Origin of the sequence: Azospirillum sp. TSH58 (genome assembly GCF_003119115.1) — a bacterium.
Lineage (GTDB): Bacteria > Pseudomonadota > Alphaproteobacteria > Azospirillales > Azospirillaceae > Azospirillum.
In genome coordinates, this window is the sequence record NZ_CP022366.1 from 518,182 (window position 1) to 537,412 (window position 19,231).

Consider the following 19,231-nt stretch of genomic DNA (forward strand, 5'->3'; position numbering starts at 1 on the left):
GGGGCGCGCGCTCCTCCTAGTCCCCCATCCCCGCGACCCGCACCTCCCGCTCCGCGCCCAGCGAGCCGAAGGCGCGCGCGGCGGCGGCGAGGCCGCGGCTCTGATGCTCCTCCTTCTCCAGGCGGGCGTAGACCGCCAGAGCCTGCGCCACCACCTGATCCATGTTGTAGTAGCGGTAGGTGCCGAGCCGGCCCAGGAAGATCACGTCCGGCGTGTTGTCGGCCAGCGCCTGGTACTTGCGGAACAGCTCCTGATTCTCCGGGCGGGGGATCGGGTAATAGGGATCGCCCTGCGCGGACGGGTACTCGTAGGTGATGCTGGTCTTCGGGTGGCTTTGCCCGGTCAGATGCTTGTACTCGGTGACGCGGGTGTAGGGCACCGCCTCCGACGGTTCGTTCACCACGGCGACGGGCTGGAACCACTCTTGATCGACCGTCTCGTGCCGGAAGGTCAGGGAGCGGTAGGGCAGCTTGCCGAAGCGGTGGCCGAAATACTCGTCGATCGGGCCGGTGAAGACGATGCGGTCATAGGCGATCTCGTCCCGGACATCGTCGAAATCGGTGTTCAGCATCACCTTGATGTTCGGGTGGTCGAGCATGCTTTCGAACATCCGCGTGTAGCCGTTCAGCGGCATCGCCTGGAAGCTGTCGCCGAAATAGCGGTCGTCGTCGTTGGTCCGTGTCGGCACGCGGGCGGTGACTGCCTTGTCGAGCTGCGACGGGTCGAGGCCCCACTGCTTGCGGGTGTAGCCGCGGAAGAACTTTTCGTACAGCTCCCGCCCGACCGCGCCGACCACCACGTCCTCCGACGTGCGGACGTCGGCCACCGGTTCCGACCGGCTCTTCAGGAAGGCGGCGACTCCGGCCTCGTCGAGGTCCAGCCCGTACAGTTGGTTGACCGTCGTCCGGTTGATCGGGATGGGGACGAGCCGCTCGTCCACCCGCGCCAGGACACGGTGTTCGTAGGGCCGCCACTTGGTGAAACGCGACAGATAGTCGGCGACCGGCTTGGCGTTGGTGTGGAAGATGTGCGGGCCGTAGCGGTGGATCAGCACGCCCGCGTCGTCGTAGTGATCGTAGGCGTTGCCGCCGATGTGCGGGCGCCGGTCGATCAGCAGCACGCGCTTGTTCAGCCCCGCCGCCAGACGTTCCGCCAGCACGCTGCCGGCGAAGCCCGCCCCGACGATCAGATAGTCGAAGCCGGAACGGCGGCCGGCGGCGCGTCCGTTGACGTGCCTGGTCGGATGGGGGGTCGGATGGGGGGCCGGATGAATGGCCGGCTGGTGGATGGCCGGCGCCGGGCGGTGGGCCGGCGGCGCGGCGCGTCCGCGCTGGCGGGCCTGCTCCATCAGCGTCTTCATGCGGCCCTGCGTCTTGTCCCAGGACATGTCGCGCAGGACGTGGTCGGCGGTGGCGCGCAGTCGCTCCGGGTCGGCGGCGTCGGCCAGGGCGGCCGCGACGGCGGCGACGAAATCCTCCGGCGCGTCGGCGATGCGCACGACGCCGCTGTCGCCATAGCCGCGGACCACGTCGGTGATCGAGGTGGAGACGACCGGGCGCCCGGCGGCCAGATACTCCGGCGTCTTGGTCGGGCTGATGAAGCGGGTGGACTCGTTGCGCGCGAAGGGCATCAGGGCGACGTCCCAGCCCGCCAGATACTGCGGCAGGTCGTCGTAGCTCTTCGGGCCGAGATAGTGGATGTTCGGGCGGCGGGGCAGGTCGGCCGGGTCGATCTTCACCACCGGGCCGACCAGGACGAACTGCCAGTCGGGCCGGGCCGTGGCCGCGGCGTCCAGCAGGGCGATGTCCAGCCGCTCGTCGATGACGCCGTAGAAGCCGAGCCGCGGGTGCGGGATGGCCGCCTGATCGGCGGGCTCCTCCGCGATGCCGCGGGCGGCGGCGAAATGGGCGACGTCCACGCTGCTGGGGAAGGCGTGGGCGTTGGGGTGCAGGCCGCGCTTGGCCTCGTAGAGGCTGACGCCGCCGGTGAACACCACGTCGGCCCGCGCCATCAGCTGCCGTTCGCGCTCGACCAGCTCCGGTGGCGCGCCGTGGAAGGCCGACAACTCGTCCATGCAGTCATAGACCACCAGCGCCCCGCGCAGATGGCCGGACACGCCGAGGCTCATCGGCGTGTAGTACCAGAGGATCGGGTCGCTCACCCCCTCCTCGGCCAGATAGCGGTCGAGCAGCTGGCGCTGGGCGGTCACGGCCGCCTCGCCGTCCAGGCCGGCGGGCAGGCGGGGCACCAGGATAAGGACGCCCTCGTCCTCGCGCACGTCCAGCCAGGGCTCGGGCGTGTCGTTGTGGATCGGCTCCTCGACGAACAGCACGCGGTGGTCGCGCGCGAATCGCGACATAAGATGTTGTGGGCGCTGATAAACGAAGCTCCAGCGCAGGTGCGAAAAGCAGATCAGGGTCTGTGAGGGTGGGACGGTGATCTCTGAGTGTGGAGAGTCGGCGGTCGGACGTGTTCTTTTTCGGTTTCTGCCGATTGGGAACTGGTGTTGGCCGGCCCAACTCATGTTTCCATCCTCTCTTCAATGACGTATCGTCGGGTTACCGCCGGGAATTCGCCACGAATACAGTGGATTTTTGCGGCGCAGCGGAATGGCGTCGAAAACCGGAAACCAATAACGGGGTCGGCAGGGGTGGGTTCCGTGACAGAAATGCGCTGTGGAAACGGTTCCCCAATTTCTCAACGCTAGTTCTTTTGCGGCGGGTTGGCTGGGGTAAGCGCATATTTCAGCGGGCGGGGGTGGTATCCGGGGAAAACTGCGCGTCTCCGGTGCTTTTCGATGCGCGCGGATTTGATGATGTTCCCCTCTCTTCACTCGACCTGGGCGGGTTGCGTCATTCGGAAATTAATGCGCATGACGGATTTTCCGTTCATAGTGCATTCAAGGAGTCGGGGAAGTTTGGAAGGAGACGAGGGATGTGCCGAATTTTTGCCGGTCAGGACCCGGAGCGCTTCCGCATGGTAACCCGGCGGGTCCGCCTCAGCGGTCATTCGACGAGCGTCTGTCTGGAAGCGGCCTTCTGGGACGCGCTGGAGGAAATCGCGGCGATGCAGGGCGTCTCGCTGGGCCGTTTCTTGTCAAAGTTGCACGATGAAGTCTTGGCCCGCGGGGTGGAGCGGCGGAATTTCGCCGGTCTGCTCCGTTGCGCCTGCCTGACCTACGCCCAGGAGGTGAAAGGCCACCGCCCCTGCGTGGAGGAACTGGAGCGGGAGGCGCGCACCGATTTCGCCGCGGTGGCCGCCGCCGTCCTTCCGGCGGGCATTCCGGCCGCCTTCACCGCCCCGGAAAAGGAACGCGAGACGGCCTGAGCGCAAAAGAGGGCCCCCCTCCTCCGTCCGGAAGAGAGGGGCTGTAAACCGCGCGGCGTCCCGAATAATGGGACAGGGCAGAACAGAAAACGATCAGATCGCGTTCATGGCCATTTGGCCGGCGATGTAGTCGGCCTGCCGCAGCGCCAGCGCGACGATGGTCAGGGTCGGGTTCTCGGCGCCGCCGGTGGTGAACTGCGAGCCGTCGGAGACGAACAGGTTCGCCACGTCGTGGGTCTGGCCCCACTTGTTCACCACGCCGTCGCGCGCCTTCTCGCTCATCCGGTTGGTGCCCAGATTGTGGGTGGACGGGTAGGGCGGCGTCGGGAAGCTGCGGGTCGCCCCCACTGATTCATACAGCGCCATGCCCTGCCGATAGGCGTGCTGGCGCATGGCGACGTCGTTGGGATGGTCGTCGAAATGGACGTTCGGGACGGGCATCCCGTACTTGTCCTTCTTGTCGGCGTGCAGCGTGATGCGGTTGCTCTCCTGCGGCATGTCCTCGCCGACCAGCCACATGCCGGCCATGTGGTCGTAGCTGTCGAGCGCCGAGGTGAACTCCCGCCCCCAGGCGCCGGGGTCGAGGAAGGCCGCCATGAAGGGCAGGCCAAGCGACAGGGTCTCGATCTCGTAGCCGCCGACGAAGCCGCGGTCGGGCTTGTTCTTGGCCTCGTCGCGGATGACGCCGGCCATGGTCGTGCCGCGGTACATGCGCACCGGCTTTTCGAACACGCCGTAGACCGAGCCGGTCATGTGCCGCATGTAGTTCCGCCCCACCTGGCCCGAGGAGTTGGCGAGACCGTCCGGGAACATCGAGGACGCGGAGTTCAGGAGCAGGCGGGGGCTTTCGATGGAGTTGCCGGCCACCGCGACGATGCGGGCCTTCTGGCGCTGGATCGCCCCATCCTTGTCGGCGTACACGACGCCGGTCACCTTGCCCTTGGCGTCATGCTCGATCTTCAGCACCTGGGCGTTGGCGCGGACCTCCAGCTTGCCGGTCTCCTCGCCCTTGGGGATCTCGGCGATCAGGGTCGACCATTTCGCCCCGGACTTGCAGCCCTGGAAGCAGAAGCCGATCTGCTGGCAGCCCCCGCGCCCGTCGCGGGGCTCCGAGTTGATGGCCATGTTGCCGGTGTGGCACTCCTTGTAGCCCATCTTGTCGGCGCCGGCCTTCAGGACCTTGAAGTTGTTGTTGCCGGGCAGGCCGGGGATGCCGTTGGTGCGGGTGACGCCCATGCGGTCCTCCGCCTTGGCGTACCAGGGCTCCAGTTCCTCCAGCGTGATCGGCCAGTCCAGCAGGTTGGCGCCGGCGACCTCGCCGTAGGCGGTGCGCGTCTTGAATTCGTGCGGCTGGAAGCGCAGCGCCGCACCCGCCCAGTGCACGGTGGAGCCGCCGACCGCCTTGACGATCCAGGCCGGCAGGCCGGGGAAGTCGCGCGACACCCGCCAGCTTCCCGAGGTGGTGCGCGGGTCGAGCCAGGAGATCTGGGCGAAGCTGGCCCATTCGTCGTTCTGGAAATCCTCCATGTTGTGGCGCCCGCCGGCTTCGAGGATCACCGTCTTGATTCCCTTCAGCGCCAGTTGGGTGCCCAGCGTGCCGCCCCCGGCCCCGGACCCCACGATCACCACGACGCTGTCGTCGTTCAGGTCGAATTTCGCTGCCATGGCTGAAACATCCTTCCTGAAACGGTGGTCAGAGCCACTCGATGTCGTTGAATCCGCGGTCGATGTAGCCGCCCTTGGCCGCGCTCTCGCCCTCGTAGCCGAAGAGCGGCCAGACCTCCTGGTTGTTGTAGATCCCGGTCACCAGCCCGCCGCGCACCGTCTGGAAGAAGGGGTCGGCCTCGATCTCGTGCAGCAGGCGGACCCGGTCGGCCTCCCAGCCGACCTCCGCGTAGGGCGCGTCGTGCTTGGCCTTGGCCAGCCGGTCGAGCTTCGCCATGCCGGATTCGTACAGCTCCTTCAGGGCCGCGTCGGCGGCCGCCTTCTCGTCCTGCGCCTTCATGGCGACGGCGTAGAAGCGGTCGGCCAGCCGGTCGTGCGGGTAGATGTCCCGCGACACGCGGATCAGCGAGCGCATGGTGTCGGGCGCCAGCGCCTTGGTCTCATAGCCCCAGGCCTCGCGCGGGCAGAGGATCGCCCCGCCCGACACCAGAATGGCCGTCGCCGCGGCGGCGGTGGCCGAGGCCGCCAGGAAGGCGCGCCGGTGCATGGTGTGATTCGGGTCGGATTTTGCTGTTGTGCTCGTCGGAGAACGCATCGCTTCCTCCCAAGACCGATTATGATTTTTGCTTCGAGGGGCCGCGCCTGTGTCAGCGGTAGCGGCCGTGGCGCTGGAGGACCTCGATCTTGTAGCCGTCGGGGTCCTGGACGAAGAAGAAGCGGGCCATCAGCGCGCCGTCCCGCGCGAATTCCTTGATCGGGTTGGGGCCGTAGCCGAGCGCGGTGAAGCGCCGGTGTTCCCCGTCCAGATCCTCGACGCAGACGGCCAGATGGCCGTAGCCGTCGCCGTGGGCGTAGGGTTCGGTGCGCCCGTGGTTGATGGTCAGCTCGATCTCGAAGTCGTTTTCGGCGTTGCGCAGATAGACCAGGGTGAAGCCGTCGAAGGCGTAGCGGTCGGCGCATTCCAGGCCGAACGCGCGGGCGTAGAAGTCCCGCGACCGCTCCTCGTCGAGGACCCGGATCATCATGTGGATGGCCTTGGCCATGGGGGCTGGCTCCGTTCCGGTTGGTGGCTCCAGCATGAATGTTAGCGATGCTGATTGTTGGCTTGGCAGTAAGTATCTACTACAGGCCCAACGCGAAGGGGGTAGCCCGGTCGGCGGTCGTTCATCCCTCCTTTCGGGACGGCGTTCCGGCCGCGATGGCGTATCCTGACGACCCGGAAAAGGAGCATCCCATGCGACACAGGACGGGCCGATCCCTCGCCGCGGCGTGTTTCGCCACGCTCGCGCTCATGGCCGCGCCGGCGGCCCAGGCCGCATCGCCCACATCCGAATGGCGCGGCTGGCTGTCCGACAGGACGGACGGGCTGCGCGACGGGGCGGAGCGCGCGATCATCCTGGGCGGCGCCCTGCTGTACCAGAACCGGCACACGGTGGCGGGGCTGACGCTCGGCTGTCTGGCCGGCGGGGCGGTGGGGGCGACGGGCGCCGTTGCGGCGGGTGCGGCGACCGGCGGGGCCGCCTTGCCGGCGACCGGCCCGGCCGCGGCGCTGGGCTGCGCCCTGGGGGCGGCGGCGGGTGGGGCGATGGGGCGCCCGCTCGATCAGCCGATGGAATAGCCAGCCGATGGAATAGCCAGCCGAAGGCTTAGGCGGGGATCACCGCCTCCAGAACGGCTTGTCCATCTCCTCGCGCGCCGCCGCCTCGTCGAAGCCGAGGTCGGCCCAGAGATGCGCGTCCATCCGGGCCAGAGCGCGGCGCAGCGCCCGCCGCTCCCGCCAGCCGTTCAGGCGGGCGAGCCAGGAGAGGGCGGTGGGGCCGGCGGTCGCACCGCCGCTCCGCTTGTCGTGCGTTCCGCTCATACTCGTCATGCGGCCCTCCCGCCGGTCGGTCATTCCTCGAAGCCGGAAAATCGCGCGTCGGTGCGTGGACGACAAACCATGCTTTCTCATAAGATGGATGAGCGAGAGTCATCCATGGAGCGTCCCATGCGGCGTGCCCTGCCGCCCCTTCACGCCCTGCGCGCCTTCGAGGCGGCGGCCCGCCACGAGAGCTTCTCCAAGGCGGCGGACGAGCTGTGCGTGACCCAGGGCGCGGTCAGCCGGCAGATCATGGGGCTGGAGGAGTGGCTGGGCGTGCCGCTGTTCCGGCGGCTGACCCGCCGGGTCGAGCTGACCGACGACGGGCGCGCCCTGCTGCCCGTGCTGTCGGAGTCCTTCGACCGCATCGCCGGGACGGCGGCGCGGCTGGCGGCGCGGGGGCGGGACCTGCGGATCAAGGTGGCCTTCTCCTTTGGCATCCGCTGGCTGATGCCGCGGCTGGTCCGCTTCCAGGCGCGGCACCCCGACGTGCAGGTGCGGGTGACCGTCGCCTGGAGCAGCGGGCTGGAGTTCGATCCGCAGGAGTTCGACGCCGCCATCACCTATTGCCGGGAGGTGCCGGCCGGTTTCTCCGCGGTGGAGGTGCTGCCGGAGCGGCTGACCGTCGTCTGTCCGCCGGTCCTGGCGGAGCGGTTGCGGGTCCCGATGGACCTCGGCGCCATCCCGCTGCTGCACGGCTGTTCGGAGGGGCAGGACTGGCGGGCCTGGCTGGCCGCGGCGGGGCTGCCCTTCTTCGAGGCGCTTCGCCAGGGCGCGGTGTTCGACGCCATGGATCCGGCGATGCAGGCCGCCGCCGCCGGGATGGGCGCCACCGTCGCCGACCGCATGCTGTGCGCCGAGGACGTGGCGGCGGGCCGCCTCGTCCTGCCCTTCCCGGAGATCGAGGCGTCGTCCGGCAGCTATTGGTTCGTCTGCCCGGAGGGGATGCAGGACCGCCCCGCCGTTGCCGCCTTCCGCGGCTGGCTGCTGGCGGAGGCGCGCGACGAGATGGCGCAACAAAGTGCTGCGGCGGCTGTTTCCCCGGTTTGAGCCGAAACCTTGACCGGGGGGAGCGCCGCCATGGGAGCGCAGGGGGAGCCGCAACGGGAGCCGGGCAGGGACCTCGATGAGGACACCATCGCCTTCGCCGGGAAGCTGTTCCACTGGGCGCGGTCCGGCGGCACCGGCGAGCTGACCGAGTTGCTGGAGATGGGCCTGCCGCCCAACCTGCGCAACGACAAGGGCGACAGCCTGCTGATGCTGGCGAGCTACCACGGCCATGCCGAGCTGGCCCGCAACCTGATGCGCCATGGCGCCGATCCGGAACTGGCGAACGACCGCGGGCAGACGCCGCTGGCCGCCGCCGCCTTCAAGGGGGATGAGGCGGTGCTGCGCGTTCTGCTGGAGGAGGGCGCCGCGGTGGACGGCTGCGGGCCGGACGGGCGGACGGCGCTGATGACCGCCGCCATGTTCGACCGCGTCGCGATGATGGACGTTCTGCTGGCCCGCGGCGCCGATCCCGGCTTGCGGGACGCCCGCGGCCTGACCGCCCGCGAGGCGGCGCTCGCCATGGGCGCCGCGAACGCCGCCGCCCGGCTGGCAGACGGCGGCACCGCCTGACCGCCGTCAGCGCGGCGGGCCCATCTCCAGCAGCTTGCGGCGCCCCTCGGGCGACAGTTGGCTGAGCACCTCGATCGCGCGGCTGTCCAGACGGCTGCGCAGTTCGGCCTCGGTCGCGTGGGCCTGTTCGAGGGCGCGCCGCAGGCCTTCCGGATCGAAGATGGGGGCTTGCATGCTGTCGCGAAGCTGGCGGCGCATGGACTCCATGTTCTCATGCATGCGGTCGACCGCCGTGCGCTCCGCCTCGTAGCCGCGCCTCAGAATCGCCGCGTCGGTCGGAGACAGCTCCCGCTCCGCCCGTTCGACGAGGCGCGCGATTCCCTGGCCGGGATCGGGCGGTGGGGGCGGGGGCAGGAGATGCAGCGCCTGCGCGGCCAGGATGCCGCCCAGCAGCATGTTCACGGCGAGCGAGCCGACCAGCAGATACCAGGGCCAGCGGCGCGGGGCGGGGCTTCCCGTCCCCGGATGGCGGGCTGACGGGTGGAGGGCGGCGGGACCACCGGTGGGCCGGCTCATCGGATCGCCCCCAGATAGCTGCTGTTCACCACGACCTCCGCATAACCGTTCGCCTGGGCGTTCCGCACCGGCAGGACACCTTGGACGGCGGCGAGGAAACCCGCCATCCCCATGGCCGCGAGGAATCCCGCGGTCGGCCAGAAGCGCATGGGCGGGGCCGCCAGGGTCCAGGGGGCGGGGGCCGGCTCCACCGGCGCGTCCAGCCTTGCGGCGATGCCGTTCAGCACCCGCTGCACGCTGTCCTCGGTCATCGTCGGGGCAGCGCGGTCGAGCAGGGCGTCCAGCGTCGCGGCGTCGGCCAGGATGGCCCGCGCCTCGGCGGAATTTTCGAGAAGGGTCAGGGCATCGACGCCGTCCGTCGCGGGCCAGCGGTCGATGTCGCCGCCGTAGAGGTCGGCGAAGCGCTTGAACTCTTTGAGTGTCATTTCTCGTCGCCGTCCTTCTGACGGATCAGGGAGTTGAGACGGGTGCGGACCATGCGCCGCGCCCGGACCAGCAGGCTTTCCATGGCCGAGACCGAGACGTTCAGAACCTCCGATGCTTCCGCGCAGTTCATCTCCTGGTAGTAGCACAGGCTGAGCGCCGCCCGCTGCCGTTCCGGCAAGGCGGCGATCGCCGCGTCCACCGCCGCGCTGAGCTGGCGCTCCGCCAGCAGCCCGTCGGCGCCGACGGCCGGATCGACGATCTCCACGGCGTCGTCCAGGGGCTGGAAACTCTTGCGGCGGCGGTAGTCGATCGAGCGGTTGACGACGATGCGGTAGAGCCACGTGGAAAAGCGGGTCCCGTCGCCGCGCCAGCGGTCGGCGTGCGTCCAGATCTGCAGGAAGGCGTCCTGAACGACCTCCTCCGCGTCGCTCGCGTTGCCGACCACCCGGTGGGCGAGCGCGAGGCTCCGGCGCAGGTGACGGCGGGTCAGCCGGTCGAAGGCCGCCCGGTTCCCCGCGGCCGTTTCGGCCATCAGCGATTCGTCGTCATCCTCGTCGATCACCGCCACGCGGCCATCCTCTGCTCCTTCCTGCATCCTGGCCTGCATCCGGGGCCGTCCGGCCGGCTCCGGGGAGCCTGTTGGTGGTGATACGCGGGCGGTCGGGAACTCCTGCGCGGTCCGGACCAAAAACTTGTGGCCCGAAAATTTGTGGCCCGAAAATTTGCGATCGGATACGCCCGGCGGTCTCAAGGCATTCGTACCCGCGGCGGTGCCGGCGCGCTACACTGCGCGCCCCGAAGCCCCAAACCCGTCAGCGGGCCAGACACACGGACCGTCATGAGCGCCAGCCGCGATTCTTCCCCCGCCACGCTCCAGGAGACGCTGGCGCAGGCCGTCGTCCATCACCAGAACGGACGGCTGGCGGAGGCGCGGCCCCTCTACGAGCGGGTGCTGCGCCACGCGCCGGAGCAGAGCGACGCGCTGCATCTGCTGGGCCTGCTGACGGCGCAGACCGGCGATCCCGACTCCGGGATCGCGCTGATCCGCAAGGCCGTGGCGAAGGATGGGACCCAGCCGGTCTTCCGCCTCAACCTGGGCCGCGTGCTGGAAGCGACGGGGCGCTGGGCGGAGGCCGCGGACGCCTACGGCCACGCCGCCCGCCTCGCCCCGCTGGTCCCCGACCATCACCGGCTGGAGGCCGCCGCCCACGCCAAGCTGGGCCGGGCGGAGGCCACGGCGCAGGCCTTCCGCCGCCTGCTGGCGTTGGCGCCGGAGGATGGGGAGGCCGTCAACGCGCTGGCCGACGCGCTGTACGATCTGGGGCGGCCCGCCCCGGCGGCGGACTGGTACGGGCGGGCGTCGGCGCTCGCCCCCGGTGAGGTGCTGGCGGTCTACAACCAGGGGGCCGCGCTGCGCGACGCCGGGTGCCCGCGGGACGCGCTCGCCGCCTTCCGCCGCGCCGCCGCCCTGGCGCCGCTGCTGGTCCAGGCGCGGGAGCAGGTGACCGGTCTGTGCCACGCGCTGGGCGATATGGCGGGTGCCGCGGAGGCGGGGCGCCGGCTGGTGGCGCTGGAGCCGGGCCACGGCGAAGGCGCGAAGATCCTGGGAGCGGCGCTGGCCGTGGTAGGACCGTGGCGCGAGGGGGCGGCGTGGCTGGAGCGGGCGGCGGCGCTGGCCCCGGCGCCCGACTCCCTGCTGGTGCTCGGCAACCTGTGGCAGGAGCGGGGGCATCCCGCGGCGTCGCCGCGTTGCTACCGGCGCGCCCTGGCGCTGGCTCCGGACTCCGCCCAGGCGTTGACCGGGCTGGGCATGGCGCTGTCGGCCCTGGGACGGGTGGAGGAGGCCGCGACCGCCGCCCGCCGCGCCGTCCGCGCCGACCCGGAGGAGGCCGGCCACGCCCTCAACGCCGGGGCCGTCCAGCACCGGGCCAAGCGCCCCGAGGAAGCGCGGGCGTGGTTCCGGCGCGCGGTGGCCCTTCAGCCCGACGGCGCCGCCGGCTGGACCAACCTCGGCACCCACGCCATCGACGCGGGCGCTTTCGACGAGGCGCTGATCCTGCTGCGGCGGGCGCTGGCCCTGCGCGCGGCGGAGCGGGAGGCGCTGGCCAGCTCCAACCTGGGCGTCGCCCTGATGGCGCTGGGCCGCCATGGCGAGGCGGTGGCCGCCCTGCGCGCCGCGCTGGACCGCGCGCCGCAGGACGCGGAGGTGCGCTCCAACCTGCTGTTCTGCCTGTGCTTCGCCGAGGAGGCGGACCTCGGCGCGGTGTTCGGGGAGCACCGGCGGTTCGAGAGCGCCGTGATGCCGGTGCCGCCCGCCGCCCCGCGCTTCGACGCGGTGGACCGCGATCCGGAGCGGCGCCTGCGCGTCGGCTATCTGTCGCCGGATTTCCAGCGCTACCCGGGGCCGGGCTATCACTTCCTGCTGCCGCTGATCGAGCGCCACGACCGGTCGGCGGTGGAGGTGACCTGCTATTACGCCGACCTGCCGAAGGACGCGGCGACGGACCGCTTCGCGGCGCTGGCCGACCGCTGGCGCGCCGTCGCGGCCCTGCCGGACGGCGAGCTGGAGCGGCTGATCCGGGCGGACGGCATCGACGTGCTGGTGGACTGCGGCGGGCACATGTCGCGCAACCGCATGCCCCTGTTCATCCGCCGTCCGGCACCGGTCCAGGTCAGCCTGCCGCTCTACCCGAACACGACGGGGCTGACGGCGATGGACTACCAGTTCTCCGACCACCGCTTCGCCGCGGCGAGCGCGGACGCCCTGCACACGGAGGCGCTGATCCGCCTGCCCGGCAGCGTGCTGTGCTACCGCCCCGCGGAATCCGCCGCGGCACCGCCGGCCCGCCCGCCGGTGGAGACGGCGGGGGTGTTCACCTTCGGCTCCTTCAACAACCTGACGAAGCTGAACTCCTCCACGCTGGCGCTGTGGGGTCGGGTCCTGGCGGCGGTGCCGGAGGCCCGGCTGATGCTGAAATGGCGGGGGCTGTCCGGCGGCGGTGTGGCGCGGCGGGTGCTGGACGCCTTCGCCGCCCATGGAGTCGCGGAGTCGCGGCTTCTGCTGCGCGGCACCGCCCCGGACCCCTACAAGGATTATCGGCTGCTCGATTGCGCGCTCGACCCCGTCTTCGCCAATGGCGGGACGACGACCTGCGACGCGCTGTGGATGGGGGTTCCCGTGCTGTCCATCGCCGGGGAGGCGATGATCTCCCGCTGGGGCGCCACGATGCTCGGCAGCGTCGGGCTGGGTGGGCTGGTGGTGGAGCGGGAGGACGACTATGTGGCGCTCGCCGTCCGGCTGGCCACGGACCGCGCCTTCCTGGACGCTCAGCGCGCCGGCCTGCGCGAACGCATGGCGCGCTCCCCCCTGATGGACGAGGCGGGCTACACCGCGGCGGTCGAGGCCGGTTACCGCATGGCGTGGCGGCGCTGGTGCGCCGGCCTGCCGCCCGCCCGCATCGACATGAGAGCGGCATGACGGACGCCGTCTTCGATCTGTCGTCCGCCCGGCGCATCCTGGTGGTGAAGCTGGACGAGGCGGGCGATTTCGTCCTCGCCACGCCCTTCCTGCGCGGGCTGCGGGCCTCGGCGCCGCGGGCGCGCATCGTGCTGGCGGTCCGCCCGGCCGTGGCCGACCTCGCCGAGACCTGCCCGCATGTCGACGCGGTGGTGGCGCCCCATCCGAAGCCGGGGGGCGGGATCGACCTGAGGGGCGTCACGCCCGGCGGCGCCGCGGCCTTCGCGGAGGCGTTCCGCGCCGGTTTCGACCTGACGCTGGTCCCCCGCTACGATTTCGACCGGCATGGGGCCACGGCGCTCGCCGCGAACAGCCGTGCCCGCGCCGTCCTGGGATTCTCCGAGGCGGTCACGCCCTGGAAGGCGTCGGGCAACGCCGGCTTCGACCGCGCCTACACCCACCGGCTGACACCCCCGCCCGGCCGCCACGAGGTGGAGCAGAACCTCGCCCTGCTGCGCTTTGCCGGCGGGGTTCCGGACGGCGCCGGGGTGGAACTGCGTCTGACCGCGGAGGACCGGGCGGAGGCCGCCCGCCTGCTGGCCGGAGCGGCGGGGGAGCGGGTCATCGCCGTGGCGCCGGGGGCCGCCGCCTCGCGCCGCGAATACCCGCCGGACCGGCTGGCGGCGGTGGTTGCCGTGGTGGCGATCGCGCTCGGCGCGCGGGTGGCGGTGCTCGGCACGGAGCTGGAGCGGGCGGCGGCGGAGCGGATCGCCGCGGCCCTGCCGGGATGGGTGACCGATCTCACCGGGCGGACCGGCCTGCGCTTGGCGGCGGCGGTGATCGAACGGACGGCGGGGCTGATCGCCATGGATTCCGGCCCGGCCCATCTCGGGGCCGCCGTGGGCGTGCCGGTCGCCGTCTTCTCCTGCCATCCGGAAGGCGGGGACCCCAACCATTACCACGCGCCGGACCGCTTCCGCCCCTGGTGCGCGCGGGCGCTGGTGCTGCGGCCCGCGGCGGCGCTTGCGCCCTGTCCGGCGGAAAGTTGCACGGCGGCCGAGGCGCATTGCATCGCCTCGATCCCGCCGGATTTGGCGGCGGCACGCATCCTCGCCTTGTTCGGCGGGAACGGCGGCGCGTCGTCCTGAGCCGTCCGTCCATCGGACCCTGTGGCCGATGGGCAACCCTCGGCCGAACCGATCCGGCGAAGCCCTTTCGGAGTGCCGCTTTCCGGCCTGTGGCGGCGCTGCATCACTCCCCGATATTTCGCGATGCGGAAGCCACGCCCCTGGCACGAAGGCCCCCGGAAACCGTATCTTATATGCATTGCAACATCAGCCGGTCCGTGAGGGATCATGAAGTCGTTCTTGTCCTCGCTTCAGCGGGATTGGGCGTCCTGGAGCCCGGTCGAGCGTTTCGTCGCCGTCGGCTTCGTCACCGTGGCCCCGGTCGCGTCGCTGGCTTTCCTGCTCGCCCACTGACCGGCCCTCAATCCGGCGCTGTCCTTATCGGCGTCCGACGTTGCGCGCACGCTTCCCTTGGCCTCGTCCCGTGTCCGGTGTCATACAGGCACGGGAAAGAACGGATGAACCGTTCCGGCAGGAGAGGGATGACGAATCATGGGCGATAAGGTTGCCATCATCACCGCGGGCGGCAGCGGCATGGGTGCCGCGGCGGCTCGGCGCCTCGCGGCGGACGGATTCAAGGTCGCGGTGCTGTCCTCCTCCGGCAAGGGTGAGGCTCTGGCCGAGGAGCTGGGCGGCATCGGCGTGACCGGTTCGAACCAGTCCGCCGAGGACCTGGAGCGTCTGGTGAGCCGGACGATGGAGCGCTGGGGCCGCATCGACGCGCTGGTGAACAGCGCCGGCCACGGCCCGCGCAAGGCGCTGCTGGAGCTGACCGACGAGGACTGGCACAAGGGGATCGAGGTCTATTTCCTGAACGTCGTCCGCGCCGTCCGGCTGGTCACCCCGGTCATGGTCGGGCAGAAGGGCGGGACGATCATCAACATCTCGACCGCCTGGGCCTTCGAGCCGAGCCCGATGTTCCCGACCTCCGCCGTCGCGCGGGCCGGGCTGGCCTCCTTCACCAAGCTGTTCGCCGACCAGTACGCCGCAGACAATGTGCGGATGAACAACGTGCTGCCCGGCTGGATCGACAGCCTGCCGGCGACCGAGGAGCGGCGCCAGGGCGTGCCGATGGCCCGCTACGGCAAGAGCGAGGAGATCGCGGCGACCGTCGCCTTCCTCGCTTCCGAGGGGGCCGGCTACATCACCGGGCAGAACATCCGGGTGGACGGCGGCCTCATGCGGTCGGTCTGAGCGCGCTCATAAAAAAAATCGGTGCGGGTGGCGCCCCTTCCGGAACGCCGCCCGCACCGCGAGGTGAAGCGAGGGGGATCGCCTCAGCTCTTGTTGCCGACGATGGCCTGATACTGCTTCCAGACCTCAGGGTAGCGCCGGACATAGTCCTGGTTGACCTTGTTGGCGATCTCGCGGAACTTCGCCTGCTCCGCTTCGGGCGCCACGGCCAGACGCCCGCCCTGGGCGATCATCTGGTCCATGGTCTTCTTGTCGGCGTCGATGGCGCGCTGCCACTGCTTGGCGATGATCTCGTTGGTGGTCGTCTCGACGACCTGGCGCAGATCGTCGGGCAGGCCCTTCATCCACTTGTCGTCGACCAGGACGGAGTAGGTGAGCAGGCTCATGCCCGGCACCAGCGAGGCGACCTTGGCGGCGTTGGTGCCGACCATCTCCCAGCCGCCGGCGGAGGTGTAGATGCCGTCGATGGCACCCTGCATCAGCGCCGCGGCCATTTCGGAGGCGGGCATCGACACCGGGCTGGCGCCGAAGTCGCGCATCAGCAGCTGCAGGACGCGCCCGCCGGTCAGGCGGATCTTGCTGCCCTTCAGATCGCCGACGGCGCCGACCTCCTTGTCCTTGAAGAGGAAGATCAGGTCGGCGGTGCGCATCAGCCCCATGACGCGGATGCCCTTGTCGGCCACCAGACCGGACAGCAGCTTCGAGACCTCCTGCGCGGTTTCCGGCTTGGACATCGCCGCGTCGGTGACGGCGAAGGGCAGGTTCACCACGCCGTACTGCGGGGCGATGCTCTCAAGCTGCACGCTGACCGGCCAGACCATGTGCACGGCGCCCGACCCGAGGGCGGCGACGGCGTCCTTGTCCTTGTAGAGCGTGCCGGAGTGGAAGACCTTCGGCTTGATGCGGCCCTTCGAGCGCTCCTCGATCAGGGCCGCATACTCGTCCATCATCTTGGCGGTCCAGTGGGACGTCGCGATCTCGTCGGTCATCACCATCTCGACCGGCGCCGCCTGGGCGCGGGCCTGGCCCGGCGTCCCGGCGGCCAGCCCGGCCACGGTCAGTCCGACCAGCAGCGTCTTCGCCCAGAATGGCCTGAACAGCGACGGATTCAACATTGGCTTCCCTCCCATGACTGCGTTCGGACGCTTCTGGCCCGCTTGTCCGAACGATCATAGGGGAAAACAGTGGGGAGTGCCAACATTATTGTACGGACAACTCGCCGCGATGGTCTCTGCGACCGCCGCCCTCATGTCCTGCGGCGCGACCAGAACAGGACGGCCGCCGCCCCGGCCAGCGGGAAGGCCATCATCAGGGCGAAGGTCTCGCCGTAGCTGCCCACCGTGTTGAACAGGGTGGCGAACAGCGCCGGCCCGACGACCACGCCGGAGAAGGTGAACATCAGGGCGCCGCCCGTCGCCGTGCTGGCCGTGCCCTTCGGGGCGACCCGCGCCACCTCCGCCAGGAACACGCCGTTCCAGCCGATGGCGGCGATGCCGAACACCGTCAGCACGCCGATCACCGCGGGCACCGGCCAGCTCGGCCCCAGCCCGGCGGTGGCCAGGGCCGAGACGGCTGACAACCCGCCGATGCCGCCCAGCACCGCCACGCCGGAGCGCAGCCGGTCGGCCAGCAGCCCCCATCCGATGCGCGCCGCCGCCCCCGCCGCCTGCATCACCGACACGGCCAGCCCGGCGGACACGATGGACCAGTGCAGGTCGTGCACCAGCATGTTCACCGTGAAGGCCATCAGCGACAGCTGGATCGCCGAGAAGAAGAAGCCCATCAGCGCGAAGCCGCGCAGGGCCGGCACCCGCCAGACCAGCCGCGGCCCTTCCATCAGGTTGCCGCGGATCGGCAGGCCGGGGCTGCGGTCGTCGTCCCACACCCGGCGGCCCGGCGCGAAGAGGACCAGCAGCAGCGCGAACATGCCGGCCACCGCGAGCGCCGCCCCCCGCCAGCCGGCGATCTCCCCGATTCCCGGCAGGGTCAGCCCGGCCAGCACGCCGGCCAGCGGCACGCCGGTCTGCTTCAGCGAGAAGACCAGATTGCGCCGCGCCGGCGGGGTGAAGCGGTTCAGCAGGTGCGAGGAGGACGGGTTCACCAGCCCGTAGCCGATGCCGAGCAGCACCGACGCCAGCGCCGCGACCCACAGAGAGCCGGTGGCGATGCCCAGGCAGCCCACCAGCCCCAGCGCCAGCGCCAGGACGCCCACCGTGCCGGCGCCCCAGCGGCGGACCACCAGACCGGCAAAGGCCGACACCAGGGCGGCGGCGCTGTAGATGACGCTGATCTGGTAGCCGACCGCCTCCGACCCGACTCCCAGCGAGGCCGCGGCCAGCGGGGCGACCGTCGCCAGCGTCAGGACCGACAGGGTGGCGACGGTCTGGACGCTGGTCACCTCCGCCAGCAGCAGGGGAAAGGGGGCGGGCGGGGTTTCTTGCGTGGTCATGGGGGTCCGTACAAGTGGCGGTGGCGCGGTGCGCATGAACGGTCAATCCCTGGCTACAGCATTCCGGCCCGCCGGGCCAATGCCAGGATTCGATGGGACCCCAGCACCAGGGGCCGCTCGACCAGCTTGCCGTCCAGCACGCAGACCCCGCCGCCCGCCGCCTCGAAGGCGGCCAGGACCCGCCCGGCGTGGATGACCGCCTCCGGCGAGGGGGTGTAGGCGTCGTGGATGGCGGCGATCTGCCTGGGGTGGATGGCCGAGCGCGCGGTGAAGCCGTGCAGGACGCTGCGCGCCAACTCCTGGCGGTAGCCCTCCTCGTCGTCCAGCGCGATCCACGGCATGTCCAGCGCGTCCAGCCCGAAGCGGGCGGCGGCGTGGACGATCCGGGTGCGGGCCTGCACCAGCGGCTCCCAGGCCAGCGGCACGCGCAGCTCCGCCGACAGGTCGCCCCCGCCGAACATCAGGAAGGACAGGCGGGGGGAGGCCGCGGCGATCGCCATGACGTTCTCCAGCCCGTCGGCGCTCTCGATCAGCGCGCCGAGGGCGCCGGGCAGGCCGCGCTCGTCGAGAAGCCCGGCGGCCAGCCGGACGTCCTCGGCCCCGTCCACCTTCGGCAGCAGGATGCCCGCCCAGCGCGGCGCCGCGCCGTCCGCCGGGTCGGTCAAAGCGAGGATGTCGAGCAGGCCGGTGCGGCCGCGCACCGAATTGGTTCGAACGAAAATCGCCGGGCCGCCCGCGTCGGCGCGCTCCCGCAGGAAGGCGCAGACGGCGGTGCGGGCGCTGTCCTTGTCGCCGGGGGCCACCGCGTCCTCCAGGTCGATGATGACCGCGTCGGCGCCGGCCCCCAGGGCCTTGGCGAAACGGTCCGGCCGGGCGCCGGGAACGAACAGGTAGGAGCGGCGGACCGGCGATTCCGGCGCCGTTGCGGTGGCTTGCGGATTGTTGGGCATGAAAACGCTTTCCAAGGGTGAGGGGGCGTGTTATTTGTACGTACAACATGCTATCACACGCGCTGAACATGTCATCCGGAAATGATCGGCGCCCCGCACTCACCCCTCCGATCCGCAGACAAGAGACACCCGCCCATGCCCGATGTTCAGGAACCGCGGACCATCGTCGCCGACCTCGGCCGCTACCTTGAGGATTTCACCGTCGGCGATGTCTACGAACACCGCCCCGGCCGGACCATCACCGAAGCGGACAACATCCAGTTCAGCCTGCTGACGATGAACCGCCACCCCATGCACTGCGACCACGCCTTCGCCGAGAAGTCGGAGTTCGGCAAGCCGCTGGTCAACAGCGGCCTGACCCTGGCCATGGTGCTGGGCATGACGGTGGACGACGTCTCCTACAAGTCCGTCGCCAACCTCGGCTGGAAGGAGATCAAGCTGGTCGCCCCGGTCTTCCCCGGCGACACGATCTACGCGCGCTCCAAGGTGCTGGACGTGCGCGAATCCAAGAAGCGCCCGACCCAGGGCATCGTGACCACCTACACCGAGGGCTACAAGGCCGACGGCACGGTCTTCCTGACCTTCGAACGGGCCAGTCTGGTGCCCAAGCGGGGCCACGGCATCGGCGACTGATCCGGGGCG

Annotated in this window: 20 protein-coding genes; 9 read left to right on the forward strand and 11 right to left on the reverse strand. The window is 70.6% G+C overall.

The window, feature by feature from the left end; all coding sequences use genetic code 11:
• Positions 1-16: 16 nt before the first annotated feature.
• Complete coding sequence (gene glf / locus TSH58p_RS20965) at positions 17-2,359, reverse strand: UDP-galactopyranose mutase (RefSeq protein ID WP_109071593.1); 2,343 nt, start codon at positions 2,357-2,359, stop codon at positions 17-19.
• 428 nt (positions 2,360-2,787) lie between these two features.
• On the opposite strand from glf, the gene TSH58p_RS20975 reads away from it, so the two are divergent.
• Entirely contained in the window at positions 2,788-3,327 is a 540-nt protein-coding gene (locus tag TSH58p_RS20975) for a ribbon-helix-helix domain-containing protein (protein ID WP_247874204.1), read from the forward strand.
• Positions 3,328-3,420: 93 nt separating this feature from the next.
• On the opposite strand, the gene TSH58p_RS20980 is transcribed toward TSH58p_RS20975, so the two are convergent.
• From TSH58p_RS20980 to TSH58p_RS20990, 3 genes are read right to left on the reverse strand one after another with little or no spacing between them, the layout of a single operon-like run.
• Entirely contained in the window at positions 3,421-4,992 is a 1,572-nt protein-coding gene (locus TSH58p_RS20980; RefSeq protein ID WP_109071595.1) for a GMC family oxidoreductase, read from the reverse strand.
• A 28-nt stretch (positions 4,993-5,020) separates the two neighbouring features.
• The gene (locus tag TSH58p_RS20985) at positions 5,021-5,587 is read right to left on the reverse strand and encodes a Twin-arginine translocation pathway signal (protein WP_247874205.1); all 567 of its coding nucleotides are present in this window, start codon (positions 5,585-5,587) and stop codon (positions 5,021-5,023) included.
• A gap of 52 nt (positions 5,588-5,639) precedes the next feature.
• Positions 5,640-6,035: a VOC family protein gene (locus TSH58p_RS20990; protein WP_035682787.1), complete on the reverse strand. Its 396-nt coding sequence runs from the start codon at positions 6,033-6,035 to the stop codon at positions 5,640-5,642.
• Positions 6,036-6,226: 191 nt separating this feature from the next.
• On the opposite strand from TSH58p_RS20990, the gene TSH58p_RS20995 reads away from it, so the two are divergent.
• Complete coding sequence (locus tag TSH58p_RS20995) at positions 6,227-6,610, forward strand: hypothetical protein (protein ID WP_199230200.1); 384 nt, start codon at positions 6,227-6,229, stop codon at positions 6,608-6,610.
• Between the two features lie 39 nt (positions 6,611-6,649).
• Here the strand turns inward: TSH58p_RS20995 and TSH58p_RS21000 are convergent, their stop codons facing one another.
• A complete protein-coding gene (locus tag TSH58p_RS21000) occupies positions 6,650-6,862 on the reverse strand; it encodes a DUF1127 domain-containing protein (protein ID WP_109071627.1) in 213 nt (70 codons plus the stop codon).
• 105 nt (positions 6,863-6,967) lie between these two features.
• On the opposite strand from TSH58p_RS21000, the gene gcvA reads away from it, so the two are divergent.
• Both gcvA and TSH58p_RS21010 read left to right on the forward strand, forming a co-directional pair.
• Positions 6,968-7,900, forward strand: coding sequence for a transcriptional regulator GcvA (gene gcvA / locus TSH58p_RS21005; protein WP_247895538.1), 933 nt, complete (start codon positions 6,968-6,970; stop codon positions 7,898-7,900).
• Positions 7,901-7,930: 30 nt separating this feature from the next.
• Positions 7,931-8,470, forward strand: a complete 540-nt coding sequence (locus tag TSH58p_RS21010; protein ID WP_109071597.1) for an ankyrin repeat domain-containing protein — start codon at positions 7,931-7,933, stop codon at positions 8,468-8,470.
• Between the two features lie 6 nt (positions 8,471-8,476).
• Here TSH58p_RS21010 and TSH58p_RS21015 read toward each other — a convergent pair whose 3' ends face one another.
• The 3 genes from TSH58p_RS21015 to TSH58p_RS21025 are packed head-to-tail and all read right to left on the reverse strand — an operon-like array spanning position 8,477 to position 10,007.
• Complete coding sequence (locus tag TSH58p_RS21015) at positions 8,477-8,986, reverse strand: periplasmic heavy metal sensor (protein ID WP_109071598.1); 510 nt, start codon at positions 8,984-8,986, stop codon at positions 8,477-8,479.
• The gene (locus TSH58p_RS21020; protein WP_109071599.1) at positions 8,983-9,411 is read right to left on the reverse strand and encodes a hypothetical protein; all 429 of its coding nucleotides are present in this window, start codon (positions 9,409-9,411) and stop codon (positions 8,983-8,985) included. The genes TSH58p_RS21015 and TSH58p_RS21020 overlap by 4 nt, the downstream gene beginning before the upstream one ends.
• Positions 9,408-10,007: an RNA polymerase sigma factor gene (locus TSH58p_RS21025; protein ID WP_109071600.1), complete on the reverse strand. Its 600-nt coding sequence runs from the start codon at positions 10,005-10,007 to the stop codon at positions 9,408-9,410. Before TSH58p_RS21025 ends, TSH58p_RS21020 begins: the two co-directional genes overlap by 4 nt.
• 243 nt (positions 10,008-10,250) lie before the next feature.
• Between TSH58p_RS21025 and TSH58p_RS21030 the strand changes: the two genes are divergently transcribed.
• From TSH58p_RS21030 to TSH58p_RS21040, 4 genes are all read left to right on the forward strand, one after another.
• On the forward strand, positions 10,251-12,890 hold the full coding sequence (locus TSH58p_RS21030; protein WP_109071601.1) for a tetratricopeptide repeat protein: 2,640 nt from the start codon (positions 10,251-10,253) through the stop codon (positions 12,888-12,890).
• A complete protein-coding gene (locus TSH58p_RS21035; RefSeq protein WP_109071602.1) occupies positions 12,887-14,017 on the forward strand; it encodes a glycosyltransferase family 9 protein in 1,131 nt (376 codons plus the stop codon). The genes TSH58p_RS21030 and TSH58p_RS21035 overlap by 4 nt, the downstream gene beginning before the upstream one ends.
• 207 nt (positions 14,018-14,224) lie before the next feature.
• Positions 14,225-14,350, forward strand: coding sequence for a hypothetical protein (locus TSH58p_RS34460; RefSeq protein WP_256380068.1), 126 nt, complete (start codon positions 14,225-14,227; stop codon positions 14,348-14,350).
• 135 nt (positions 14,351-14,485) lie between these two features.
• Positions 14,486-15,190: an SDR family oxidoreductase gene (locus TSH58p_RS21040; RefSeq protein ID WP_109071603.1), complete on the forward strand. Its 705-nt coding sequence runs from the start codon at positions 14,486-14,488 to the stop codon at positions 15,188-15,190.
• A gap of 83 nt (positions 15,191-15,273) precedes the next feature.
• Here the strand turns inward: TSH58p_RS21040 and dctP are convergent, their stop codons facing one another.
• The 3 genes from dctP to TSH58p_RS21055 form a co-directional block, all read right to left on the reverse strand.
• A complete protein-coding gene (gene dctP, locus TSH58p_RS21045) occupies positions 15,274-16,305 on the reverse strand; it encodes a TRAP transporter substrate-binding protein DctP (protein WP_109071604.1) in 1,032 nt (343 codons plus the stop codon).
• A 131-nt stretch (positions 16,306-16,436) separates the two neighbouring features.
• Positions 16,437-17,639 carry an MFS transporter gene (locus TSH58p_RS21050; protein WP_158282640.1) on the reverse strand — a complete coding sequence of 401 codons (1,203 nt, stop codon included), beginning with the start codon at positions 17,637-17,639 and terminating at the stop codon, positions 16,437-16,439.
• A gap of 53 nt (positions 17,640-17,692) precedes the next feature.
• Positions 17,693-18,589 (reverse strand): CoA ester lyase, encoded by an 897-nt coding sequence (locus TSH58p_RS21055; RefSeq protein ID WP_109071606.1) that lies wholly within the window; start codon positions 18,587-18,589, stop codon positions 17,693-17,695.
• 135 nt (positions 18,590-18,724) lie between these two features.
• On the opposite strand from TSH58p_RS21055, the gene TSH58p_RS21060 reads away from it, so the two are divergent.
• On the forward strand, positions 18,725-19,222 hold the full coding sequence (locus TSH58p_RS21060) for a MaoC family dehydratase (RefSeq protein WP_014200021.1): 498 nt from the start codon (positions 18,725-18,727) through the stop codon (positions 19,220-19,222).
• Positions 19,223-19,231: the final 9 nt, after the last annotated feature.

What these genes read in the sequence shown, in the direction of transcription:
- glf (WP_109071593.1), bottom strand. Translation starts at nt 2,359, where the DNA reads ATGTCGCGATTCGCGCGCGACCACCGCGTGCTGTTCGTCGAGGAGCCG.
- TSH58p_RS20980 (WP_109071595.1), bottom strand. Translation starts at nt 4,992, where the DNA reads ATGGCAGCGAAATTCGACCTGAACGACGACAGCGTCGTGGTGATCGTG.
- TSH58p_RS20985 (WP_247874205.1), bottom strand. Translation starts at nt 5,587, where the DNA reads ATGCGTTCTCCGACGAGCACAACAGCAAAATCCGACCCGAATCACACC.
- TSH58p_RS20990 (WP_035682787.1), bottom strand. Translation starts at nt 6,035, where the DNA reads ATGGCCAAGGCCATCCACATGATGATCCGGGTCCTCGACGAGGAGCGG.
- TSH58p_RS20995 (WP_199230200.1), top strand. Translation starts at nt 6,227, where the DNA reads ATGCGACACAGGACGGGCCGATCCCTCGCCGCGGCGTGTTTCGCCACG.
- TSH58p_RS21000 (WP_109071627.1), bottom strand. Translation starts at nt 6,862, where the DNA reads ATGACGAGTATGAGCGGAACGCACGACAAGCGGAGCGGCGGTGCGACC.
- gcvA (WP_247895538.1), top strand. Translation starts at nt 6,968, where the DNA reads ATGGAGCGTCCCATGCGGCGTGCCCTGCCGCCCCTTCACGCCCTGCGC.
- TSH58p_RS21010 (WP_109071597.1), top strand. Translation starts at nt 7,931, where the DNA reads ATGGGAGCGCAGGGGGAGCCGCAACGGGAGCCGGGCAGGGACCTCGAT.
- TSH58p_RS21015 (WP_109071598.1), bottom strand. Translation starts at nt 8,986, where the DNA reads ATGAGCCGGCCCACCGGTGGTCCCGCCGCCCTCCACCCGTCAGCCCGC.
- TSH58p_RS21020 (WP_109071599.1), bottom strand. Translation starts at nt 9,411, where the DNA reads ATGACACTCAAAGAGTTCAAGCGCTTCGCCGACCTCTACGGCGGCGAC.
- TSH58p_RS21025 (WP_109071600.1), bottom strand. Translation starts at nt 10,007, where the DNA reads ATGCAGGAAGGAGCAGAGGATGGCCGCGTGGCGGTGATCGACGAGGAT.
- TSH58p_RS21030 (WP_109071601.1), top strand. Translation starts at nt 10,251, where the DNA reads ATGAGCGCCAGCCGCGATTCTTCCCCCGCCACGCTCCAGGAGACGCTG.
- TSH58p_RS21035 (WP_109071602.1), top strand. Translation starts at nt 12,887, where the DNA reads ATGACGGACGCCGTCTTCGATCTGTCGTCCGCCCGGCGCATCCTGGTG.
- TSH58p_RS34460 (WP_256380068.1), top strand. Translation starts at nt 14,225, where the DNA reads ATGAAGTCGTTCTTGTCCTCGCTTCAGCGGGATTGGGCGTCCTGGAGC.
- dctP (WP_109071604.1), bottom strand. Translation starts at nt 16,305, where the DNA reads ATGTTGAATCCGTCGCTGTTCAGGCCATTCTGGGCGAAGACGCTGCTG.
- TSH58p_RS21050 (WP_158282640.1), bottom strand. Translation starts at nt 17,639, where the DNA reads ATGACCACGCAAGAAACCCCGCCCGCCCCCTTTCCCCTGCTGCTGGCG.
- TSH58p_RS21055 (WP_109071606.1), bottom strand. Translation starts at nt 18,589, where the DNA reads ATGCCCAACAATCCGCAAGCCACCGCAACGGCGCCGGAATCGCCGGTC.
- TSH58p_RS21060 (WP_014200021.1), top strand. Translation starts at nt 18,725, where the DNA reads ATGCCCGATGTTCAGGAACCGCGGACCATCGTCGCCGACCTCGGCCGC.